This is a genomic window from Stenotrophomonas maltophilia, assembly GCF_004920835.1.
In the GTDB taxonomy this organism is placed as follows: Bacteria; Pseudomonadota; Gammaproteobacteria; order Xanthomonadales; family Xanthomonadaceae; genus Stenotrophomonas; species Stenotrophomonas maltophilia_AQ.
This window is the reverse complement of sequence record NZ_QFHO01000004.1, coordinates 122,520-144,546: the sequence shown is the minus strand read 5'-3', so window position 1 is coordinate 144,546 and position 22,027 is coordinate 122,520. Positions and strand designations below refer to the sequence as shown.

The window sequence follows — 22,027 nt, the reverse complement described above, 5'->3', positions numbered from 1 at the left end:
GATGGAAGGGCCAGCGTTCGCTGGCCCTTTTCATTTGCGGGCGTATGCCTGGGTATTGGGGTGGATCGAGGCATCGGACAAAGCATCTTCTGCCGTTACCCAGCGGTACTCTGCATGCTGTTCCTTCGGCAGAGCCATTCCCGCGGGATCCACGCTGATGGAGTAGGCCAGCACCACGTAGTGTGTACCTGCATCCGATGCTCCGGTGAAGTCCTCGGCGTAGAAGTGCTCATACACGCCAACGAAGGTGGCTTCGCTGATCTCCAGCGATTGCCCGAGCTCAGCCAGAGTCAGCCTGCGGAATGCCTGGCTGAAGTTCTCGCCTTTGCGGATGCGTCCACCCGGCGCAAACCAGAATCCGCGTGCAGGTTCATTGGTGCGCAACCCCACAAGCATGCGTTGCCGTGGATCCATGACCAGAAGATCGATCGACACAAGAGGTGTGTCCCGAACGACGGCCTTGAAGTCAGCTGCACTCAAGTGCCGTGGTGGAAGCTCGGTCAAGTGGGTCATTTCGACTGCGTCGTCATAAGCTGGCGCGCAGCGTGCCAAATGAAGAGGGTGTTGGTGACGAAGTAGCGCTTCCACAGCCGACGAGGCTCGCTCGCAAGCCTGTGCAGCCACTCGAGGCCATTGTTCTGCATCCAGAGCGGGGCCCGGGAGATAACACCCGCATGGTAGTCGAATGCCGCCCCGACACCGATCATCACGCCATTGATCCGGCCACGGTGCGCCGCCATCCACTTCTCCTGCTTCGGACAGCCGAGGCTGACCCAGATCGTCCCGGCACCGGAGTCATTGATGTCGCGCACGATGGCAGCATCCTCTTCTTCGCTGAGTGCGCGGAAGGGCGGTGAGTGCGAGCCGGCAATGACCAAGCCAGGGAATCGCTTGGGCAGCTCGTCGCGGAGAATGCTCAAGGTCGTCTCAGCGCCCCCATAGAGGTAGATGGACTCGCCGCGCTTGGCGGCTGCCTCGCAGTACTTGAGCATCAGGTCGGGACCATTGATGCGTTGCTGTCCGGAAGCCCCAAGACGTCTCATGAGCCAGGCCACCGGTGCACCATCGGGCGTTGCCATGTCGGCAGAGTTCACGGCTGCTGCGAACTCCTTGTCCTGACGTGCTGTGACGACGGAGTGGGCGTTGCAGATGCAGACTACGCGGCTTTCATGCGTGAACGCCCATGACTCGATGCGCTTCACTGCACAGGTCCAATCGAGGACGTCGATCGGAGAGCCCACGACCCTTTTTAACTGTCTAGCGCTAGGATTCATTATTATCAGCCGCTTTTTCATTGATTGCCTGCTGGTATATTTCTTTCAGCATTGATTCGTTATGGTGCGGAGTATAGAAGTTCTCATATCGGGACCTTGCCTCTCTGCCCATGCGGACGAGCTCATCTGGATTGGCTTTTGCCCAAGCAATCTTCTCCGCCAGATCATCACTGTCGCCTGGCTCAAAGAAAATTCCTGTCACGCCATCAATCACGATGTCGCGAAATGCACCCACACGACTCGCAATAACGGGTAGGCCGCATGCATAGGCCTCTATTATGACGAGGCCGAAGGTTTCATGGCATTGGCTAGGGACAATAAGAGCCGCTGCGCGGCGCATCATGTCCTCGACACCCTGTGGCGATAGGGCGCCCGCAGTGGTCAGCCCCGAGGAAGCACATGAGACAGCTTCTGGTCCGTCGCCGACTATTGTAAATTCACTTTTATAAGTGGCTTCGCAGGATACAAGCTTCTTTGCCGCAGCTAGAAGTGTATGGATCCCCTTTTCAGGGGAAAGTCTGCCGACAAATAGAAATCCACTTCGTGGAAGCTCTGGTGCGAGAGGGATATCGACGAAATGAGGTTTTGTTGTAATTTTGTTCCCAGAGATTCCCGCTGCAACGAAGTGCTCGCGTCCTGTTTCACTTGGTATGATGAATCGATCAACGAATCTTGCCCATGTCCCGATACGCCTGTGCATTGATATCATGCTGCAAAGGACGAAAGTGCCAAGCAGTGATCCTTGAAAAACGCGGTGGCGCAATGCCCACCACGGGCCATTGTATATGCTTCTGGTTGACAGTTTTCCCGCGTGCTCCAGAGTGGAAGTGGGGCAAATAATCCTGTAGTTGTGCAGCGTCAGTACTACCGGCTTGCGCATTGAACGGCATGCATAGAACACTGACGGGGAAAGTATCGGGAAAAAATTGTGCACATGAACGACGTCTGGATTGAACTCAAATATCATCCTTCGCAATTTTTTGTAGGAAGAAATAGAGAATAATGTGCCTATGGCTGTCTTTATTTTTCCTGCAGCGCCAGATATCGAATCGTTCGCGGCGATGTATATCTCAACTTCATGCCCGGATTCCCTGAGCAGGTTGAGCTCGCGCTCAACGACCACGTCTTCTCCACCACGCTTTCTGTAGGAGTTGTGAAGAATTAGGATCTTCATTTCTGACTTCGTAGTGGTGCTGAATTTAGACAGCTGATGATGCCGTCCGCGAAGTTGGCTGCCATGTTCTCAACCGTATAATGAAGGGCGCTCTTCTTGCATCCATTCACCAGATGATTGCGATAATTCGAATCCTGAAGCACGCGCACTGTTTCACGGACGAAGGAATGGATGTCATTATTAGTTATGACTCCATTTTTTCCGTTTTCTAGATAGGAAATCTCTGGGCTGTGAATCCCGCAGTCAGTCGTTATCATCGGGGTCTGGCAGACGAAAGAATCTAATATTCCCAGGCCGACGAGACCGGGATTCAGCAATACCTTGGATTCAGCAAGTATCAAGGCCTTATTCTGGTCATCGACTGGTCCAACATAGCGAACCCAAGGATTGCGCCCGACAAAACTTTCGACTATCGATTTGTCTGGACCCGCTCCTGCAACAACCAGTCTAAACTTAGGAATTATCTCTTTGATTCTTACGGCAGCTTCAAAGAGGAATTCCAGTCGTTTCTCTTTATAGAGCGATCCGATGTAGGCAGCGGTGGGTGCCTCACATGCCATCTCAGTTGAGATAGCATTGTTAAGCTTTGCATCCAAAGCAGCCGTATACTCCGTCGCTAGCGCGAGCGAGTCGATGGAATTCTCAACTATACTGATTCGATCAGCAGGGTAGCCGGTGGACAGGATAAGGCCTCGGCTCATCTCTGTGTATCCAAACCACCAATCAGCGCGCAAGGCGGTGCGTCGTTTGAAGATTTCTCGTATGGAATCCTTGCTCCCCTGGAGATTGGCGCCATGTCCCCACAGGCCTACTCTCAGGTTGCTCATCGCATACTGCGCCCATAGATTTGCAATGAGCTTGTTTTCATGAGTGAGAATTACCAGGTCAGCATTCTTTGCCTGGGGCACAAACCACTGGAGGCAAAGTCGATCAGAGAGAAAATACTTGCACGGTACCTTTATTCCCCACGGAAGATCGGCGCCATCATCCTTGCTGGCTTCTCTGCGAGTGGGATTTCCGTAAACGAGAGTTAGCTTGATGTCACGAGCAGCTAATGCTCTACGCAGCTCCTCAAAGAAGGGTACGCGATAGTGCGTCAGCCGTCTCTGTACAATAACGACGTGCTTTGCATTGTTGGCCGCGCTGGGCATGCCCAAATTCCTTTTCATGTGTTCCGGCTATATCGGACGCGCAAAGAAATAATCAACAAATTCCCCGCCGAAGTAGAATGGCGAGTTATCCATTCTGAGCGACACGTAGTAGAAGCCCGCTATGGCTAGAATGGAAAGTACGATAAATGCTCTGTTTGCGGCCAGCCACAGACAGATTAGAGTAACCCCGACCACGCGAATCAATTCGAAATAGAAATACATTCTCAGGAGCGCAAGGGGCTGCTGGGATGCACCAATGACGGTCAGGCTATACATTGCGACAAATGGGATGAAGAAGGATTTTACTAGCTTTCCCACCGACTTCGTGTTGAGAAGTGATGAGGCTCCTATGACGATCGCCGCATCGAGTACATACGTGAGAAGGCCAATTGCGCCGTCATTCTTGTCTCCAAACCTGTAAATCTCATCGCTGGTGGAGAAGTAATAGCCAAACCCAAGCAGTGCCAGTGAAGCTGCGCCGATCAAGCTTTTCCGTATAACGGAGTTCCGGATCAGCTTCACCTGGACGATGAATATAAGCACAAATGCGGGAATGATTGCGGAGTTGTGCGTCAGGACAGCCAGCATGGCCAGTACCAGAGCGGGTCTCCGTCTCATTTTCATTTCCAGACATAGCGACCCAAGCAGGAACGCGATTGCGAGCTCTTGTCGGACGAGATGAGTGGTCAGGGTGAACGTGATGCCAATTGTGGAGGCACATATGATTGCAAGCGCAACATAGACGCCAGACAGTCGCGTGGCGGTTAAGGCGGCTGCAGTGCCGGTAACAAAATATGCGACTGATCCGTAGATTATCGCGGTGACAACAACAGCAAGTACCTCAGGCTGGGCACTGGTTGTAATGGATAAGATCCATGCAAGAACATGGTAGACCGGCTCGGTTAAGCGAGCCGAGACTCCCATATGTACTTGGCCGAAGTAGTCATAGATTGGAATGTCCTGCAGCAGCTGAAAGTGATACAAGTACCAGGACCAGTCACCGTCGGGTATCTTGTTCGAATTGATCCAGCCGAATAGGAAGGTAAAGAAAGCAGCGCATGCAATTGCGGGTGCGCGGCCAGGCTTGATTGTGCTTACCGCGACCGAGAATATCAAAAGAAATAGAACCGGTGCCCAAATGAATATGGAGCCCAGCACCGCAAGCGAAGCTACGATGACGTAACGCCAAATTTCCAAGGGTTGGTTGTGGGCTCGCATTCTATTGAGCTCCCGTATGTTTGTTAAGATCCATTGATTTTCTGATGCTGTTCAATCTGCGCGCATAGGTAAAGGCAACAAATATCTCTGCCGCGGCCATTGAATAAAGTGCTGCTGGTGGGCCGGCCAAATTTGACAATGCGAGCCAGGAAAGGGCCATGATCGCAAGGGACAGGCCGTTTCCTGATGCAATGGCGCGGAATTCATGCAAAGCCAGGAGAGTAGTTGAGAATGCTGCGCGTGCACCGATTGCGCAAGTTATCAATCCCCAGCCGGCCAGGTAGGGAAGCGCGCCTATGTAATCTGATGGGATCCAATGTTCTGGCACCACTAGTGACGCAATGAGTATGGTCACGCCATAAAGAAGTAACGGAACTACGGAGATGACTACGACCTTGTTTCCGGATTCGATTGCAGACTGCTTGCTCTCTTCTCGTTTCTTGCTGGTTGTGCTCAATCCAACCTGCGATATTACTGGAATTATCTGGAATATCGGCATGAACAACAATCGGGCTGCATTAACGTCCGCGATCGTGCTCATTCCAAGTGGGGCTAGAATGAGGCTGTGGGCCTGATTTCGGGCAGAGAAGAAGATGTTGCTCAAAATCCCCCATTTCCCGCCGCTCCACGAATCCCTCAGCGTGCGTATCAGTGTCGAGGGGGAAACTTGCGCTGCGTAAGCCAATTTGGTCGGCCTGCAGGCGAGCAGGCTGACGACTGTGGCGGCCGAGTATGTAAAGCCCGCCCACACCACTTTGCTGACTGAGGTCGGTGCGAGAACAATAAGTAAAATTGTCGTGAGCAGCAAAACTGCGCTCGATGCTGTAACTTTTGTGTTTGCTTCAGCAAAGACGAGGTATCGAACTACCAATTCCCTGCAACTCATTGCACACGCCATGCTCGCCGTGATCAGCACTGCAGGGATGTCCAGTTGCCAGTTGATTATGGAAAGGGCGGGAGCGGCAGTCGCACAGATGGCCGCAGCCCCCAAGGTTGCAGCGACAATTATGTAGGTCAGAGAAAGGAGTTCAATTTCTCTCTCGGGAGTATTTCGACTCGGTAGGTTTACGACAAACTGGACGGTGAGGCCGGAGGAAATCATTCCGGCAGCTACTAGTGCTATGGAAAAGCACAGGCTATAAAGCCCAAAGCTCTCCTTGGCCGCGGCAAGCAAGAGCCAAGCCGAGACAAGCAAGCTCGACAAGCTTGAGCTTGCTTGACCCAGGAGCGCTGCAAACACGGTCCGCGATCTTGAAAGTAGTTGGACTATTTTCTGCTTCATCTGCAGGCGGTCGTGAACTCGGCGGCTAGGGTGAGGCTTGAGTATCCCCAATGCTCCTCCATAGCCGCGAGCTATTGCGGAGATAAAGCGGATCGCTATGACGGCGGTGCCTTTAACTCCCCTTGCCGAGAGCAACTGGGAAGCCATGACTCCGAAGGAGCGCGTGTTGCCTTGCTGCGGTGAGATCGGACTGAACCATCTCCTTGACCATATCCTGCAGCGTGATCTGGGGTGTCCAGCCCAACTCGGCCTTTGCCAAGGAGGGATCCCCCAGCAGTGACTCGACCTCTGCTGGTCTGTAGTAGCGCGGATCTATGCAGACGATTGCATCTCCGACCTTGACGGACGGAGCGGCATCGCCCGTGATGGATCGGACGATCGCTCGTTCATTGACGCCTGTTCCCTCGAAACTAAGTTCGATTCCGAGTTCTTTACATGCCATCACTATGAACTCGCGAACGCTGTACTGCACCCCAGTGGCGATCACGAAGTCTCGAGGTTCGTCCTGCTGAAGCATCATCCACTGCATTCGGACGTAGTCCTTTGCATGACCCCAGTCCCGAAGTGCATCGAGATTGCCCATGTACAAGCAGCTTTCAAGCCCTTGAGCGATATTGGCCAGTCCGCGCGTGATCTTTCTGGTTACGAAAGTCTCGCCCCGGCGCGGGCTCTCATGATTGAACAGGATCCCATTACACGCGTACATTCCGTAGCTTTCACGGTAATTGACAGTAATCCAGTACGCGTAGAGCTTCGCAACGCCGTAAGGGCTGCGCGGATAAAAGGGAGTGGTCTCGCGCTGCGGCGTCTCCTGAACCAGCCCGTACAACTCAGAGGTAGAGGCTTGGTAGAAGCGCGTTCTGTCCGTCAATTTAAGGAATCGAATCGCTTCTAGGAGACGTAATGTGCCGATGGCGTCTACGTCAGCCGTATATTCGGGTGCTTCGAAGCTCACCGCGACGTGACTTTGTGCGCCCAGGTTATAGACTTCATCTGGCTGTACCTCGGCGAGAATTCTCGTCAGGTTGCTGGTGTCAGTGAGGTCGCCATAGTGGAGGTGGAATCTGGGGTTCGAATCATGAGGATCTTCATAGATGTGATCAACTCGCTGCGTATTGAAGAGGGACGCACGGCGCTTTATGCCATGAACCTCATAACCTTTATCGAGAAGCAGTTCCGCCAGATAAGAGCCATCCTGGCCAGTAACGCCGGTGATCAGTGCGCGTTTCGTCATTTCTTTCTTTCCCTGCAGTATGCGGTTTCTTCAGTCGGCCCCAAACAGGTCCCGGCTGTACACCTTGTTGGATACGTCGGCGATCAGTTCGGAGGCTCTGTTCGCAAGAATCAGATCCGCCTCCACTTTGAAGGCATTAAGATCATTTACAACTCTGGATCCATAAAACGTTGAATCATCCAGCGTTGGCTCATAGACGATTACTTCAATTCCTTTTGCCTTAATGCGCTTCATTACACCCTGAATCGCGGAAGCTCTGAAGTTATCTGATCCTGATTTCATGACCAGGCGATAAATTCCTACAACTCTGGGTTTTAGGGAAATAACTTCATCGGCAATAAAATCTTTGCGCGTGCCATTTGACTCGACAATCGCACGGATGAGGTTCTGGGGAACATTCTGGTAGTTTGCCAGCAGTTGCTTCGTGTCCTTGGGCAAGCAATAACCCCCGTACCCAAAGGAAGGGTTGTTGTAATGACTCCCAATGCGAGGATCCAGGCTGACGCCAGCAATGATCTGTCGAGTGTCCAATTCGTGAGTGGCAGCGTACGTATCCAGCTCATTGAAGTAAGCGACACGCATTGCCAAGTAGGTGTTCGCAAAAAGCTTTATCGCCTCTGCTTCAGTTGAATCAGTGAATAGAGTGGGTGCGTCCTTGCTTATCGCTCCTTCTTGCAGCAAGTCCGCAAACACCCTCGCTCGATCAGATCGCTCACCCACGATAATCCGACTGGGATGGAGGTTGTCGTAAAGCGCCTTGCCTTCACGGAGGAACTCAGGGGAAAATATTATTCGATCCGTTTCAAAGCGTGCGCGAAGTTCTTTGGTGCATCCAACCGGAATGGTGGACTTGATCACCATGACGGCTTCAGGGTTGATCCGCAGTACGTCTGCAATGACCGATTCCACCGAGCTTATGTCGAAGCAATGACTCTGCGTGTCGTAGTCGGTGGGGGTGGCGATCACAACATAATCGGCATTCGCGTATGCCTCTTGCTTGTCGGTAGTTGCAGTAAGGCTTAGGGTTCCCCTTGCCAAATACTCGCCAATCTCCCTGTCTTCCAGTGGAGTGCGTCCACTATTGATGAGCGCTACGCGTGCCGCGTCAATGTCAAGTGCGAGAACCTGATGATTCTGTGCCATTAGAACGGCATTGGAGAGGCCTACATAGCCAGTTCCGACAACAGCGATCTTCATTGCAAGTCCTTTTGTACCAGTTCAATACAGTGGGTGGTGCAAGCGAGTCAGGCATATCTTCATTGTCAAATCGTTCTGAAGCCCACAGTAGACGCCTCCCGGGATGGTATCGTCACCGGGTGAGAATGAAGGCATCTAGCTGATCCAGCTCAGACTGCGACTCGCAGCTCATTCGCATCGCCAGCTACGTAGCATAGCAATTCTGCCGCTGCTCGAAGAGGGATCGGATCTTGGTAGCTTGTGGTGCCAATCTTCGCTTTGGCTAATCCGGAGCCTACAATCGCGGCCATCAGTTCGATTGGCGTTCAGAAATTGGTATGCTAATAGGCTTGGTCGGGCGAGGGCGCTAGCGCGTTTGAACTTCGTGAGGCCGCCAGACCATCGTTCTCGAACGGAAGTGGAAGCTATGAGGAGTCAAATGGAGTCCCGGGTAAGCAAGGATGACGAGATTGATCTGCGGGAAGTACTAGGTGCGGTGCTTGACCGAAAATGGTTCATCTTCGCAACTACGGCTTTCTTCATGGCTGCTGGGCTGCTGTATGCCTTGCTCGCTCGACCGATCTACCAAGCGCAGTCATTGGTTCAGGTTGAGTCAAAAGTGCCAAGCATCCCGGGTCTCGCTGATCTTGCCTCGTTGGGCGGCAGTGGCAGTACCGCTGCTACCACCGAAGTTGCGCTCCTGACTTCGCGTTCGGTGATTGGCGCTGCAGTTGATCAACTCAATCTGGAAATTCAGGTTGAGCCGCGCCGTTTTCCCTTGCTAGGCAACTTCTTTGTGCGCCGTTACAAGCCACAGGAAGACGGGGATGTATGCCCGCCGATGTTCGGCCTTGCCCGGTATGGCTGCGGCGGAGATGTGCTCGGTATCCATCGGTTGGAAGTCCCTGCGTCTCTGATCGACTCTACCCTGACTCTAAAAGTTGGAAGCACGGGTAAGGACTTCACGCTTCTGGACGAAGACGGTGAGATGCTGCTTCGTGGTCAGGTCGGTGTACCTGCAGAGGGCCGTGGAGTGAGGTTGGAGGTGGATGAACTGCGTGCGAATCCTGGCATGCAGTTTGAAGTGACCCGGTTGCGCCGCCTTGACGTCCTAGCGTCCCTGCAAAAAGAGTTGAAGGCTACCGAACAGGGCAAGGAGTCCGGCATCCTGAGACTTGTCTATCAGGACACCGACCCCTCTCGGGCCGAGTCGTTCGTGCAGCGTGTTGCTGACGCATATGTCCGTCAGAACGTCGACCGGAGTTCCGCCGAAGCCGCGTCGCAGCTCCAGTTCGTCAAGGACCAGCTGCCTACCATCCGTCGTCAGGTGGAGCAGGCACAGGCTGCCATGAGCGCCTACCAGTCGCAGTCCCGGTCGGTGGACATCACCATGCAGACCAAGGGTCTGCTGGAACAGGAAGTGGCCGTCGAAGCCAGCATCCAGCAGCTGCGCCTGAAGCAGGCCGAGATGGATCGTAGCTTCACGCGCGAGCATCCTGCCTACCGAGCACTTCTGCGCCAGATCGGCGATCTGGAAGGCCGCAAGGGCGGTTTCCAGAAGCAGGTCGGTGATCTGCCGGAAACCCAGCAGGAACTGCTGCGGCTGACCCGTGACCTGCAGGTCAGCAACGAGCTGTACACGGCGCTTTTGAATCAGGCGCAGCAGCTCGATGTGGCCCGCGCGGGCGCGGTCGGCAATGTGCGTATTGTTGATCCGGCCATCGTTGACATCGCCAACCCGGTTGCACCCCGCAAGGCCCTGATCGTCGCCATCGCCACGCTCCTCGGCGGTTTCCTCTCGGTCGCCTTCGTCTTCCTCCAGCGCATGCTCAACCCGGGCATCGAAGACCCGGCGGACATCGAAGCCCTGGGCCTGCCGGTCTACGCCGCCATCCCGCTCAGCGTGTCCAACACCCTGCCCAAGCTGCGCAAGGGCAAGCATGGTAAGCGCGTGGTGGCCGACGGTCGCCAGCACCTGCTGGCGGTATCCGCACCAGCTGACCCGACTGTGGAGGCACTGCGCAGCCTGCGTACCAGCCTGCACTTCGCGATGCTGGAAGCGAAGAACAACATCCTGACCATTTCGGGCCCGCGCCCGGGCGTGGGCAAGACCTTCGTCTCCACCAATCTGGCCGCGGTCATCGCGCAGGCGGGTCAGCGTGTGCTTGTCATCGATGCCGACATGCGCAAGGGCACCCTGCACAAGATCCTGGGTGTCTCGCACCAGAAGGGCCTGTCAGATGTGCTGGGCGGCAAGCTCAGCGTCGACGACGTGATCCATCCGGTGTCCGGCCTGGACAACATGCACTACATGGTGCGTGGCGACATCCCGCCGAACCCGGCCGAATTGCTGATGCACCCGCGTTTCGCGCAGCTGCTGCAGGACATGTCCGGCAAGTACGACTTGGTGATCGTCGATACCCCGCCGATCCTGGCCGTGACCGACCCGGCGCTGGTCGCCACCCATGCCGGTTCGAGCCTGCTGGTCACCCGTTTCGGCGTAAACCAGGCCAAGGAAATCGAGCTGACGCTGCAGCGCTTCGAGCAGAACGGCGTGCAGATCAAGGGCGCGATCTTCAACGCAGTCGAGAAACGTGCCACCGGCTATTACAGCTACGGCTATTACGAGTACAAGTCCGACGAGAAGGCCTGACCACTTCGCAGGGCAGGATATCGGGGCCCGGTGCGCGCAGGCGCATCGGGCCCTGTCGTTTCTGAGTCTCGCCCCCGGCGCAGGAGTATCCTATCGCCATGGCTGATACCCCCCTCACTTCGCCGCAGTCGCCGGCGACGCCGCGTTGGCGGCATTACTGGAGTCTGATGCGCGCTGATCGCCCGATCGGCACGCTGCTGCTGCTGTGGCCCACCTGGTGGGCGTTGTGGTTGGCCGCAGGCGGCCTGCCGCCGCTGTGGACCCTGTTCGTGTTCACCGCCGGCGTGTGGCTGACCCGCTCGGCCGGTTGCGTCATCAACGACTATGCCGACCGCTGGCTCGACCCGCATGTGGAGCGCACCAAGGCGCGCCCGCTGGCCACCGGTGCGATCAGTGGCCGCGCTGCGCTGGCGTTGTTCGCCGTGCTGATGCTGGTGGCGTTCGGCCTGGTGTTGACCCTGAACGGCCTGACCATTGGCCTCAGCTTCATCGGCGTGTTCCTGGCCGCCAGCTACCCGTACCTGAAGCGCTACACCCATCTGCCGCAGGTCTACCTGGGCATGTCGTTCGGCTGGGGCATCCCGATGGCGTTCGCCGCCGTGCAGGGCGAGGTGCCGCTGCTGGGCTGGCTGCTGTATGCCGGCAACATCCTGTGGTCCACCGCCTACGACACCTGGTACGCCATGGTCGACCGCGAGGACGACCTGAAGATGGGCTCTCACTCCACCGCGATCCTGTTCGGTGACCTCGACCTGGTCATCCAGGGCGTGCTGTACGCGCTGTTCCTGGCCACGATGGCGCTGGTGGGCGTGCGCGGCGGGCTGGGCGGGTACTACCTGGCCGGCGTAGCGGTGGCCACGCTGCTGGTGGTGTACGAGTTCTGGATCTGCCGCAACCGCGAGCGTGGGCCGTGCTTCAAGGCCTTCCTGCACAACAACTGGGTGGGTGCCGCGCTGTTTGCCGGTATCGCCGTGGATTTGGCGCTGCGTTGAGCGCAAGGTGAGGTAGAGCCGGCCGCTGGCCGGCTGCACCCGTGCGTAATCTCGAGGTTGCCGGCCAGCGGCCGGCACCACCGCCACCGGCCACCTACGACCAATAGGTGGCTGACAGCCCGCACCCCACCGCCCAGAATCGAGCCATCGAACCTGGGAGGGTAGGTGATGGCCTCGACGGCAGCAGTACAGGACGGCTGGATGGCGCGCGCTGCGCTGCGCTCGGCCGCCTGGGCGGAAAAATGGTTCCCCGATGCGTACGTGTTCGCGGTGCTGGGCGTGGTCATTGTCGCGCTGGCGGCGATGAGCTTCGGCTCCACCCCGCAGGCTACCGCCAGTGCCTTCGGCGACGGCTTCTGGAGCCTGATTCCCTTCACCATGCAGATGGCCTTCGTGGTCATCGGTGGCTATGCCGTGGCCACTGCACCGGTGGTCGCACGCTTCATCGATTTCCTTGCCCGTGTGCCGCGCACCGGCCGTGGTGCGGTGGTGTACGTGGGCCTGGTCAGCATGCTCGCCTCGCTGCTCAGCTGGGGCTTCTCGCTGGTGTTCGGCGGCCTGCTGGTCCGCGCGCTGGCTCGCCGCACCGAGCTGCGCATGGACTACCGCGCGGCCGGTGCCTCGGCTTATCTCGGTCTGGGTGCGGTGTGGGCGATGGGATTGAGCTCGTCGGCCGCGCAGCTGCAGGCCAACCCGGCCAGCATGCCGCCGGGGCTGGTGGAGATCACCGGCGTCCTGCCGTTCACTGAAACCATTTTCCTGTGGCAGTCGATCGCGCTGACTTCGGTGTTGATCCTGGTCTCGCTGCTGATCGCCTGGCTGACCGCACCGGCCGCCGGCAGCGCCCGTACCGCCGAGGAGTTCCCCGGCGCCGCGCAGGCCGAGCCGGAGCCGCTGCAGCAGCGCACGCGCCCGGGCGAATGGCTGGAGTACAGCCCGCTGCTGACCGTGCTGCTCTCGCTGCTGGCGTTCGGCTGGCTGTTCAACGAGTTCGCCAACAAGCCGCTGGTCACGGCCATCGCCAACCTCAACACCTACAACTTCCTGTTCATTTCGCTGGGCCTGCTGCTGCACTGGCGGCCGCGCAGCTTCCTCAACGCGGTCGCGAAGGCGGTACCGAGCACCACCGGCGTGCTGATCCAGTTCCCGTTGTACGGTGGCATCGCGATGATTCTCACCCACGCTGCCGGCGGCGATGGACAGACACTGGCGCACCGGCTGTCGAGCCTGTTCGTGCACGTAGCCAGCACCGATACGTTCGCGTTGGTGATGGGTGTCTACTCGGCGGTGCTGGGCTTCTTCGTGCCGTCCGGTGGCGGCAAGTGGATCATCGAGGCGCCGTACGTGATGCAGGCCGCCAACGAACTGAAGGCACATCTGGGCTGGGCGGTGCAGGTCTACAACGCGGCCGAAGCGCTGCCGAACCTGATCAACCCGTTCTGGATGCTGCCATTGCTGGGCGTGCTGGGCCTGAAGGCGCGCGACATCGTCGGCTTCACCTTCATCCAGCTGCTGGTGCACATTCCGCTGGTGCTGGGCCTGCTGTGGCTGCTGGGCATGACCCTGGCGTATGTGCCGCCGGTGATGCCCTGAATGGAGGGTAGGCTTCCCTGCGTGCGTTGGGAAGCCAACCTCGTTCAGCGCGTGTTTCCGGGTGCGAACGCCATGAATGCGTGCACCGTTGACGACGGCATGAACACATGCCGAACCCGCATGAATCCTTCAGCCGCTTGTGCCACAAGGACTTCTGCGTGTTCATTCACAGGCGTACACACAGATGTAGCCGCCCCCCCACGCGTGATTAACCATTCGCTGCAGACGATGGCCACGTCCACCGCATTCCGCGAGTGGCTTTGGAGATCGGACATGGCACAGCAGAACCAGAACCCGAACCAGAAACAACAGGGCCAGCAGAACCAGCAGGATCAGCAGCAGGGTCGTGGCCGTGACCAGCAGCAGCAACAGCAGCAGGAACAGCAGAAGCGTAATCAGAACCAGCAGCAGGGCGGCAACGACGAAGAAGAATGACCGCGCCGTGCATGCGGAGTGACCGGTGAAGCCCCGCCTTGCGCGGGGCTTCGCTTATTCGAGCACGCCAATGCGCTGCAACACCGGTGCCGCCGACATGTCGTTCGGATTGCTGCCGGGCTGATCCTGCGGCACCTCCATGCCCATGCCGCGATACAGGTCAATCCAGTGCTGGGAAATCTCCCCGGTCTGCGGGTTGCGGAAGTTCATCGGCTGCAGCGCAAACACGTGGTGCGCACGGAACGCACGTTCGATGAAGTCCGAGCAGTAGTAGCTGTCCTCGTTCAACACATACGACGTGTTGTACGGCTTGCCGAGCATCGTGCGCGCGGTGGCGATTGCATCCTTGATTGCCGCCTGCTGCGGTGCGCGCAGGCGATAGACCACGATCTGCCGCTGCTTTGCTCTCGCGTCCTGGCGGAACTCGGACAGCGATTGCCGCCGCGATCCCTTCTCGTCGGCATGCAATACCTCCCAGCCCTTCGGCACGGAAGCGACCAGCGCGACATGATCGAAGCTGCGCGCGCCCTGCTTGCCGGTGGCATCGTCGATGGCGGCGCTGAGGCCGCTGCGGCCGGCGGTGACGAACAGCAGGTCGCCCTCGTGGACATCGACGGCCATCGCCACGGCCGGCCACAGGGCGGGCAACAGCAGGCCGATCAGGAGCAGGAGGCGGTGCATGGAATTCTCGGACAGGCGGAATGCCGGAATTGTAGGGTGCGCGGTAGCATGGAGCGACCGGACCGGATTCAGGATAAGCCCATGCGTCGATATCGTTTCCAGGCACTGCTGATGCTCGCCGTTGGCGTAGCGTTGGTCGCCTGCAGACCTGCGCCGCAGTCGACGCCCACGGAAACCGCACCTGCACGTCCCGCGCCGTCGTCCACGGCGGCAGCGATCCAGCCCGCACCGGTGCCTGCCAGCAGTGAATGCCCGTACCCGGACTTCGATGCGTTCCTGAAGCACTTCGGCAACGAGATCACCCTGCAGGAAAAGGCCACCGCCGATCCGCTGCTGGACAGCTACATCGATGCCGAGGCCGAGCCGGAACCGCGCAAGGTGGAAAGCCGGTTGGCGCGGGCCGATGTCGAGTGGCCGGTGATGCCCGATCCCGCCGCCTTGGCCGGGCAGGGCCGCGAAATGCAGGTCAGCACGCTGGCTGACGGGCAACGCCAGGTGCAGATCCGCACGCCGGACAGCAGCGACCAGCAGACCTATACCTTCGCGCAGTCGCCCTGCTGGCTGCTGGTCAAGCGTGAGGATGAGTCGATCTGAGGCCTGATCCGGCACAGGCACGGCGGGGCAGCGGCTGCTAGGCTCGAGGCCTGGTCCAGGCATGGAGACGCCGATGCAGGCTTTCAGGAAGCACGCCACCACCACCGTCATCGCCGCTGTATTGGCGATGGCCCCCTTCAGCGGCACCCAGGCACAGTCGGTGCATGCCGACGATCGCGTCTACTTCGCCAACGCCGCGGCTGAACAGACCGCGCGTGATGCGCTGGGCAAGCGCGTCGAGGCCCTGCAGCACGCTTCCACCCTCGCGCCGGTGGAACGCTTCCAGCAGGCCGAGGTATTGGAAGCGCAGTGCCTGCGTCATCTCGCCTACCTGCATCTGCAGTCCGCCCGCAACGCACGTGATCATCGTCCGGCACAGGCGATGGAGCAGGCAATGGGGCTGTGCAGCCGCATCGCCCGCACTGGTCGCGCCGCCCTGCGCGAGGCGCCTGCAGATGCGGCGTGGGCAGCGCCGTATGGCTTCCTGCGCACTCGGGCGCTGAAGGAGGCTGCCACCCCGGCCAACGCCGCGCTGGACGAGGCCGTGGATGCGCTGGCCGATCCGGCGCTGGACAGCTTTGCGCGCCTGCGTGGGCAGATCCTGCGCAGTGCCGAGTACCCGCAGATCGAGCGTGATGGTCGGCACTGGGATGCTGGGCGCGACAAGCGGGCACTGTCGCTGCAACCGGATCGCGCATTGCGCGAAGCGGGCTGGAAGGGCTACTGGCAGGGGCTGCAGTCGCGCCGCGAGCCAATGGCCTCGGTGCTGTTGGGGCTGGTACAGGTGAACGACGCCGCCGCACGCCTGCAGGGCGATGGTTCGGCGCCGGCACGTGGCTACCAGCGCATGGGCCTGGACACCGCCGCAGTGGATGCAACGCTGGTAGCGATCGAACATCACGCCGGCGACCGCCGCGCCTATCAGGACATGCTGCTGCACCACGCTGCGCGATCCGGCATCGACGCGCCGCAGATCTGGGACACCACGCTGCCCGATGCCGGCTATACGCCACCGGTGCTGACGCTGGCGCAGCTGCGCGACAACGCCGCCGATGCCATGCAGCATCTGGGGCCTGCGTACGTCGCCGAACTGCGCGCGCTGCTCGATCCGGCCAACCAGCGTATGGATCTGGCCACCGAACGCGGTGACCGCAGCCAGGACGCGTTCTCGGTGAGCGCTCCCGGTGTGCCGGCGATGTTGTTCGTTGGCGTGCGTAGCGGTGATCTGGAAAGCGATGTCGAGATCGCACATGAAGCCGGTCACGCCGTGCATGGTGAATGGATGCAGCGCGGTCATGCGTCGCCGCTGCAGCGCAATGGCAGCCAGTGGCTGACCGAGGCGTTCGCGATCTACAACGAGCTGCGCTTCCGCGACCAGCTTTACCAGCAGGCACAGGATCCGCGTGCCAAAGCTTATTATCTGAAGTCACTACTGGACGACATGGTGCTGCAGCTGTTCACCTCTTCCGAGGAAGCGCAGCTGGAGCAGTCGATCTATCGCGGCGTTGCCGCAGGCACGTTGGGTACCGCCGATGATCTGGATGCGCTGACCGGCCAGGTGCTGGCGCGCTTCGGCCAGCAACCGGAGCGCTATCCGCAGCTGCGCAACAGCTGGATCGCCAAGCGCCTGATGTATGAAGACCCGAACTATCTGGTGAACTATCTGTATGCGGGGCTGCTGGCGGTGCAGCTGTACGTGCAGGACCAGCGCGACCCCGATGGGTTCCGCCAGCGCTATCTCGGCGTGCTGGGCGAAGGCTTCGACCGCGCGCCGCAGGAACAGGTGGCACAGCTGCTGGGCCACGCACCGGATTGGCAGGTCTTGGTGGACGCGGATCTGCAGGTGTTCAACCAGACCGCCGCGCAGCTGCAGGTGCTGCATGCGCAGATCGAGGCGGGGCAGGGTACGCGCATGCAGTAGCGCGTCACGCTTGGCGCGTCGCCTCAGGTCGAAGCGACGCGCCAGCCCAGTGCGTCGTCGCAGAGTTCGCCGATGCCGGCGACATCCCCCACCCGCAGCTGCAGGCCCTGCGCATTTGGCAGGTCTTTCTGCTCGGGGAACCAGCGGCGATCGGCAGCGACCACGATCAGCAGGCCCTCGTCGTCGCCCATCGGCGCGAACTGCAGCGAGGCCGTACTGATCGGTTCCAGACCGAAACGCTGTTGTGATTGTGCCCGCACGGCATCGACATCGTGGCTGGGCAGGCCGACTTCGCTCAGGCAGGTCAGCTCGCTGCCATGGAACGCGCCTTCGCGCGCGCTGGCCGGCAAACGGCGTCGGCCGATCAGTTCCAGGATCAGGCCGTCAGGGCCGGTGAAGTACACCGACTGCGACTGCCAGCTGCTCTCCAGCGCGAAGTAGTCCAGTCCCGCCGGATTGCGTTGCAGCGGCGTGCGCTCACGCAACCAGGTCATCGCCTCGCAGAAGCGGTTGTCCGGTACGTTGAAGGCCAGGTGCACGCCACCGACAGGGTGGTCACCCGCCGGCTGCAGTTCGATCGTGCTCCAGCCGATGTGCACATGATTGCCGACCACGCGCTGCTGCAGTACATCGTGGAAATACGCGGCGACGGTGGCGACGTCGGATACCGGCAGGGTGAGGTACAGCAGGCGCATGATCGATCCTCCGTGGACGCACCCACTGTAGCGCCGGGCCATGCCCGGCGGCCACTAGCGCAGGGACAGGCCAAAGAGCCGCAGCGCCGCGTCCACTGCCTGCGCGTGCGCCCGTGCGGCATCAAGCTGTCGTACTGACGTCATGGCTCCTTCACACATCGCGCCGAGACTGCGCGCCTTGTCCAGGCCTGTTGTGTCCGCACAGGTGCTGGCCCCGTCGCGTCCTCCCGGAGCCCTGCCGTGCATCGTTCGAAGCTTTCGCGTTCCATCCTCCTTGCCCTTTCCATGGCCAGCGCAGGAGGCGCGATCGCAGCGGAGGCCGATGCGGTTGATGCCGCGGGCAGCAGCCGTGCGGTGCCCACCCAGCTCGACGCAATGCTGGTCACCGGCACCCGCGCCTCCAACCGCACCCAGTTCGAAACGCTGGCGCCGGTGGACGTGTTCACCAAGGAAGACATCAAGTCCGTCGAGTCGACCGATCTGAAGGACGTGCTGGCGCAGCTGGTGCCGTCGTTCGTGGTGCAGCGCCTGCCGATGACGGATGGCCAGGTGTTCGTGCGCCCGGCCACGCTGCGTGGCCTGTCGCCGGATCAGACGTTGGTGCTGGTCAACGGTCGTCGCTTCCACCGTAGCGCGCTGCTCGGCAACCGTGGCGCGCAGGCGGCCGACCTGGCACAGATTCCGACCAGTGCGATCAAGCGCATCGAAGTGCTGCGCGATGGTGCGTCGGCGCAGTACGGCTCGGATGCCATCGCCGGCGTCATCAACATCATTCTCGAGGATGGCCCCGGTACCGAGATCACCGCCGGCTATTCGCAGTATGCGCAGGGCGATGGCGCCTCGCGCGATTTCAGCGCACGCACCGGCTGGTCGCTGGGTGACTATGGCAGCCTGGTGCTGTTCGCCGAATCGTCCAACTCCGACGCCACCTCGCGCACCCGCCAGCGCCCGGATGCGATCGCCTTCCAGGCTGCACATCCGGAGCTGGACGTGCCCAACCCGGTACAGCGCTGGGGCCAACCGGAACTGGAAAGCCGCCGCGTGGGCTTCAACCTGAAGGCCAATGCCAGCGACACCCTGGAGCTGTATGCCTTCGGCCTGTACAGCCACAGCGACGGCGTCAGCGATTTCAACTGGCGCAACCCCGATACCACCACCGGCGCGTACCGTACGACCAGCATCTTCCCGGGCTGGAACCTGCGCTCGATCTATCCGGTGGGCTTCAGCCCGCAGTACGGCAACGTCCAGAACGACCTGCAGCTGGTCGGTGGCCTGCGTGGCGAGATCACACCCAAGCTGCGCTGGGATGTCAGCGCCTCGTACGGCCGCAACGCGATCGACTACAGCCTGAAGAACTCGATCAACGCCTCGCTCGGCCCGGCCAGCCCCACCGCATTCGATCTCGGCCGCCTGACCCAGACCGAGAAGAACGCCAACGCCGACTTCAACTACGAGTGGGACGTGGGTGGGCTGTCCAAGCCGATCAACGTCGCCTTCGGTGGTGAGTTCCGCCAGGAGACCTACCAGGTGCGTGCCGGTGATCCGGCCTCGTACGCGGTGGGCCCGGGCGCAGCGACAGGCCTGGAGGCCAATTCCAACGGCGCGCCGGGCTTCTCTGCCAGCCAGGCCGGGCAGTGGAGCCAGCGCAGCAAGGCCGCCTACGTGGATATGGAAGTGCCGCTGGGCGAGCGCTGGAGTATCGGTGCGGCCAGCCGCTATGAAGACTTCTCCAGTTTCGGCAGCACGCTGGACGGCAAGCTCTCGGCACGTTTCGCAATCACCCCGGATCTGGCCCTGCGTGGCACGGTGTCCACCGGCTTCCGTGCGCCGACACCCGCGCAGCTCAACACCACCAGCACCACCCAGGGCCTGGATACGCGCACGCTGCAGATCTTCACCAGTGGTCGTCTGTCGCCGAACGATCCGCTGGCGCAGCTGCTCGGTGCCAGGCCGCTGAAGCCGGAGGAATCGCGCACCGCGTCGCTGGGCCTGACCTGGCGCACCGACCTGGGCCTGTCCGGTTCGGTGGACGTCTACCAGATCAAGCTCACCGACCGCTTCAGCCAGTCGGCCAGCTTCGCCATTCCGGCCGGTACTCCCAATCCGCTGGGCTATACCTCGGTGAACTACTTCACCAATGACTTCGATACCACCACCACCGGCGTGGACGTGGTCGGCAACTACCTGCGCGATCTCGGTGCCGGCCGTATGACGCTGACCCTGGCCTACAACTACAACCGCACCCGCGTGGACAACGGCAGCACTTCGGTGGCCACCAACGAAACCCAGCGCGTGCTGTTCGAAGACCGCCTGCCCGAGCACAAGGGCAGCCTGACCGGCAGCTGGGATGTCGGCGCCTGGTCGTTGATGGCGCGCATGCGCTACTACGGTGCCTGGACCGACGCCAGCGGCAATGCGGTGGGCGATATCTACCAGCGCTTCGGCGCGATGAACTTCCTCGACCTTGCCGTGGGCTATCGCATCAATGAACACCACAGCCTGCGCGTCGGAGCAGACAACGTGCTGGACCGCTATCCGGATGAGGCGGTCTTCCAGGCCAGCCGCGGCCTGGTCTACTCGCGCAATGCGCCGTACGACACCGACGGTGCCAACCTGTACGCGCAGTACCGGCTGAGCTTCTGATGGACCGTACCCGCCGCTCCCTGCTGCGTGCCGGCACCTTGCTGCCCGCCGCAGCCGCACTGTCTTCACTGCCCGCCACGGCTGCCGCGCGTTACGCTGCACCCATGCAGATTCCCGCAACGACCGTGGCGCCGGACATGCTGGCCCGCGATGAAGGCTACTGGGCCGCTGTGGCCAGCCACTTCGACATCACCGATGAAGTGAACCACCTGGAGAACGGCTACTGGGGCGCGATGGGCAAGCAGACCCTGGCCAGCTACCAGCGGCATACCGCCGAAGTGAACCGGGGCAATGCCTGGTACGGTCGCCACGCGTTCCCGGCGCAGTACATGGCCGTGCATCGGCAGGTGGCCGACATGCTTGGCGTCGGCGCCGACGAGATCGCGCTGACCCGTGGCGCCACCGAAGCGATGCTCGCGCTGATCGGCGGCTACAACCGGCTGGCTGCAGGCGACCAGGTGCTGTACGCCGACGTCGACTACGACAGCATGATCAACGCGATGCGCTGGCTGCAGCAGCGTCGTGGCGTGCAGGTCGAGCGCATCGCACTGCCGGTGGTGCCCACCCATGAGCAGATCCTGCAGGCCTACGATGAGGCGTTCGCGCGCCTGCCGCGCCTGAAACTGGTACTGCTGACCCAGGTCAGCCACCGCCATGGGCTGGTGCTGCCGGTGGCCGAGCTCGCCGAGCGTGCGCGGGCGCGCGGCATCGATGTGATTGTCGATGCTGCACATGGCTTTGGCCAGATCGACTACGCGGTGCCGGACCTGAAGGCCGATTTCGTTGGCATCAACCTGCATAAGTGGATCGGCGCACCGGTGGGCGTGGGCGCGATGTACGTGCGCAAAGGACGCGTGGCCGACCTGGATTCGTACATGGGCGAGACCGACGATGGCCGGGTGGGCAGCCGCGTGCATACCGGTACGGTCAACTTCGCCGCCTACCTGGCGCTGCCGGAAGCGATTTCCCTGCACCAGCGTATCGGCGTAACCAACAAGCAGGCGCGCCTGCGTTACCTGCGCGAGCGCTGGACGGTACCGGCGCGGCAGATGGCACATATCGAAGTGCTGTCTTCGCCGGATCCGGCGCTGGCCAGCGCCTTGGCCAGCTTCCGCCTGCGCGGGCGTACCAGCGTGGCCGACAACATCGCGCTGCAGAAGCGCCTGCTGGATGAGCATCGCGTGTTCACCACCCATCGCGACGGGTTGGAGTCCGGCGCGTGCGTGCGGGTGACACCGTCGGTGTTCACCCGTCCGGAGCAGATGGATGCGCTCGTGCAGGCCCTCTCCGCTCTGGCCTGACCCTGCTCTG

Annotated in this window: 18 protein-coding genes; 8 read left to right on the top strand and 10 right to left on the bottom strand. The window is 60.4% G+C overall.

Features of this window, described 5'->3' with window-relative positions; genetic code table 11:
* Positions 1–30 precede the first annotated feature (30 nt).
* From DI041_RS05040 to DI041_RS05005, 8 genes are all read right to left on the bottom strand, one after another.
* Entirely contained in the window at positions 31–513 is a 483-nt protein-coding gene (locus tag DI041_RS05040) for a GDP-mannose mannosyl hydrolase (RefSeq protein WP_136639313.1), read from the bottom strand.
* Positions 510–1,202, bottom strand: coding sequence for a WecB/TagA/CpsF family glycosyltransferase (locus DI041_RS05035; RefSeq protein WP_211195210.1), 693 nt, complete (start codon positions 1,200–1,202; stop codon positions 510–512). Before DI041_RS05035 ends, DI041_RS05040 begins: the two co-directional genes overlap by 4 nt.
* Before the next feature lie 61 nt (positions 1,203–1,263).
* On the bottom strand, positions 1,264–2,448 hold the full coding sequence (locus DI041_RS05030) for a glycosyltransferase family 4 protein (RefSeq protein ID WP_136639312.1): 1,185 nt from the start codon (positions 2,446–2,448) through the stop codon (positions 1,264–1,266).
* Positions 2,445–3,617, bottom strand: coding sequence for a glycosyltransferase family 4 protein (locus DI041_RS05025; protein WP_136639311.1), 1,173 nt, complete (start codon positions 3,615–3,617; stop codon positions 2,445–2,447). Before DI041_RS05025 ends, DI041_RS05030 begins: the two co-directional genes overlap by 4 nt.
* Positions 3,618–3,626: 9 nt before the next feature.
* On the bottom strand, positions 3,627–4,817 hold the full coding sequence (locus tag DI041_RS05020; protein ID WP_136639310.1) for an EpsG family protein: 1,191 nt from the start codon (positions 4,815–4,817) through the stop codon (positions 3,627–3,629).
* Between the two features lies 1 nt (position 4,818).
* Positions 4,819–6,057, bottom strand: a complete 1,239-nt coding sequence (locus DI041_RS05015; protein WP_136639309.1) for a hypothetical protein — start codon at positions 6,055–6,057, stop codon at positions 4,819–4,821.
* A 154-nt stretch (positions 6,058–6,211) separates the two neighbouring features.
* Positions 6,212–7,333, bottom strand: a complete 1,122-nt coding sequence (gene gmd, locus DI041_RS05010) for a GDP-mannose 4,6-dehydratase (RefSeq protein ID WP_049435765.1) — start codon at positions 7,331–7,333, stop codon at positions 6,212–6,214.
* Between the two features lie 30 nt (positions 7,334–7,363).
* Positions 7,364–8,530, bottom strand: a complete 1,167-nt coding sequence (locus tag DI041_RS05005; RefSeq protein ID WP_136639308.1) for a nucleotide sugar dehydrogenase — start codon at positions 8,528–8,530, stop codon at positions 7,364–7,366.
* A gap of 418 nt (positions 8,531–8,948) precedes the next feature.
* Here DI041_RS05005 and DI041_RS05000 point away from each other — a divergent pair, with 418 nt between their 5' ends.
* The 4 genes from DI041_RS05000 (at position 8,949) to DI041_RS21405 (ending at position 14,182) form a co-directional block, all read left to right on the top strand.
* Complete coding sequence (locus tag DI041_RS05000; protein ID WP_440862128.1) at positions 8,949–11,162, top strand: polysaccharide biosynthesis tyrosine autokinase; 2,214 nt, start codon at positions 8,949–8,951, stop codon at positions 11,160–11,162.
* 98 nt (positions 11,163–11,260) lie between these two features.
* On the top strand, positions 11,261–12,154 hold the full coding sequence (gene ubiA / locus DI041_RS04995; protein ID WP_136639306.1) for a 4-hydroxybenzoate octaprenyltransferase: 894 nt from the start codon (positions 11,261–11,263) through the stop codon (positions 12,152–12,154).
* Between the two features lie 168 nt (positions 12,155–12,322).
* Entirely contained in the window at positions 12,323–13,747 is a 1,425-nt protein-coding gene (locus DI041_RS04990; protein WP_211195209.1) for a short-chain fatty acid transporter, read from the top strand.
* A gap of 273 nt (positions 13,748–14,020) precedes the next feature.
* On the top strand, positions 14,021–14,182 hold the full coding sequence (locus DI041_RS21405) for a hypothetical protein (RefSeq protein WP_167796845.1): 162 nt from the start codon (positions 14,021–14,023) through the stop codon (positions 14,180–14,182).
* A gap of 54 nt (positions 14,183–14,236) precedes the next feature.
* On the opposite strand, the gene DI041_RS04985 is transcribed toward DI041_RS21405, so the two are convergent.
* Entirely contained in the window at positions 14,237–14,863 is a 627-nt protein-coding gene (locus DI041_RS04985) for a YiiX/YebB-like N1pC/P60 family cysteine hydrolase (RefSeq protein WP_136639305.1), read from the bottom strand.
* A gap of 81 nt (positions 14,864–14,944) precedes the next feature.
* Here DI041_RS04985 and DI041_RS04980 point away from each other — a divergent pair, with 81 nt between their 5' ends.
* On the top strand, positions 14,945–15,457 hold the full coding sequence (locus DI041_RS04980; protein ID WP_046984149.1) for a hypothetical protein: 513 nt from the start codon (positions 14,945–14,947) through the stop codon (positions 15,455–15,457).
* Between the two features lie 73 nt (positions 15,458–15,530).
* Entirely contained in the window at positions 15,531–17,378 is a 1,848-nt protein-coding gene (locus tag DI041_RS04975; protein WP_136639304.1) for a M3 family metallopeptidase, read from the top strand.
* Positions 17,379–17,401: 23 nt separating this feature from the next.
* On the opposite strand, the gene DI041_RS04970 is transcribed toward DI041_RS04975, so the two are convergent.
* Entirely contained in the window at positions 17,402–18,073 is a 672-nt protein-coding gene (locus DI041_RS04970) for a VOC family protein (protein WP_136639303.1), read from the bottom strand.
* Positions 18,074–18,313: 240 nt separating this feature from the next.
* Here DI041_RS04970 and DI041_RS04965 point away from each other — a divergent pair, with 240 nt between their 5' ends.
* Both DI041_RS04965 and DI041_RS04960 read left to right on the top strand, forming a co-directional pair.
* Positions 18,314–20,716: a TonB-dependent receptor plug domain-containing protein gene (locus DI041_RS04965; RefSeq protein WP_136639302.1), complete on the top strand. Its 2,403-nt coding sequence runs from the start codon at positions 18,314–18,316 to the stop codon at positions 20,714–20,716.
* On the top strand, positions 20,716–22,017 hold the full coding sequence (locus DI041_RS04960; RefSeq protein ID WP_136639301.1) for an aminotransferase class V-fold PLP-dependent enzyme: 1,302 nt from the start codon (positions 20,716–20,718) through the stop codon (positions 22,015–22,017). The genes DI041_RS04965 and DI041_RS04960 overlap by 1 nt, the downstream gene beginning before the upstream one ends.
* Positions 22,018–22,027: the final 10 nt, after the last annotated feature.

Bases quoted from the DNA above. Each gene is read 5' to 3' on its own strand.
- DI041_RS05040 (WP_136639313.1), bottom strand. From the start codon at position 513: ATGACCCACTTGACCGAGCTTCCACCACGGCACTTGAGTGCAGCTGAC.
- DI041_RS05030 (WP_136639312.1), bottom strand. From the start codon at position 2,448: ATGAAGATCCTAATTCTTCACAACTCCTACAGAAAGCGTGGTGGAGAA.
- DI041_RS05025 (WP_136639311.1), bottom strand. From the start codon at position 3,617: ATGAAAAGGAATTTGGGCATGCCCAGCGCGGCCAACAATGCAAAGCAC.
- DI041_RS05020 (WP_136639310.1), bottom strand. From the start codon at position 4,817: ATGCGAGCCCACAACCAACCCTTGGAAATTTGGCGTTACGTCATCGTA.
- gmd (WP_049435765.1), bottom strand. From the start codon at position 7,333: ATGACGAAACGCGCACTGATCACCGGCGTTACTGGCCAGGATGGCTCT.
- DI041_RS05005 (WP_136639308.1), bottom strand. From the start codon at position 8,530: ATGAAGATCGCTGTTGTCGGAACTGGCTATGTAGGCCTCTCCAATGCC.
- DI041_RS05000 (WP_440862128.1), top strand. From the start codon at position 8,949: ATGGAGTCCCGGGTAAGCAAGGATGACGAGATTGATCTGCGGGAAGTA.
- ubiA (WP_136639306.1), top strand. From the start codon at position 11,261: ATGGCTGATACCCCCCTCACTTCGCCGCAGTCGCCGGCGACGCCGCGT.
- DI041_RS04990 (WP_211195209.1), top strand. From the start codon at position 12,323: ATGGCCTCGACGGCAGCAGTACAGGACGGCTGGATGGCGCGCGCTGCG.
- DI041_RS21405 (WP_167796845.1), top strand. From the start codon at position 14,021: ATGGCACAGCAGAACCAGAACCCGAACCAGAAACAACAGGGCCAGCAG.
- DI041_RS04985 (WP_136639305.1), bottom strand. From the start codon at position 14,863: ATGCACCGCCTCCTGCTCCTGATCGGCCTGCTGTTGCCCGCCCTGTGG.
- DI041_RS04980 (WP_046984149.1), top strand. From the start codon at position 14,945: ATGCGTCGATATCGTTTCCAGGCACTGCTGATGCTCGCCGTTGGCGTA.
- DI041_RS04975 (WP_136639304.1), top strand. From the start codon at position 15,531: ATGCAGGCTTTCAGGAAGCACGCCACCACCACCGTCATCGCCGCTGTA.
- DI041_RS04970 (WP_136639303.1), bottom strand. From the start codon at position 18,073: ATGCGCCTGCTGTACCTCACCCTGCCGGTATCCGACGTCGCCACCGTC.
- DI041_RS04960 (WP_136639301.1), top strand. From the start codon at position 20,716: ATGGACCGTACCCGCCGCTCCCTGCTGCGTGCCGGCACCTTGCTGCCC.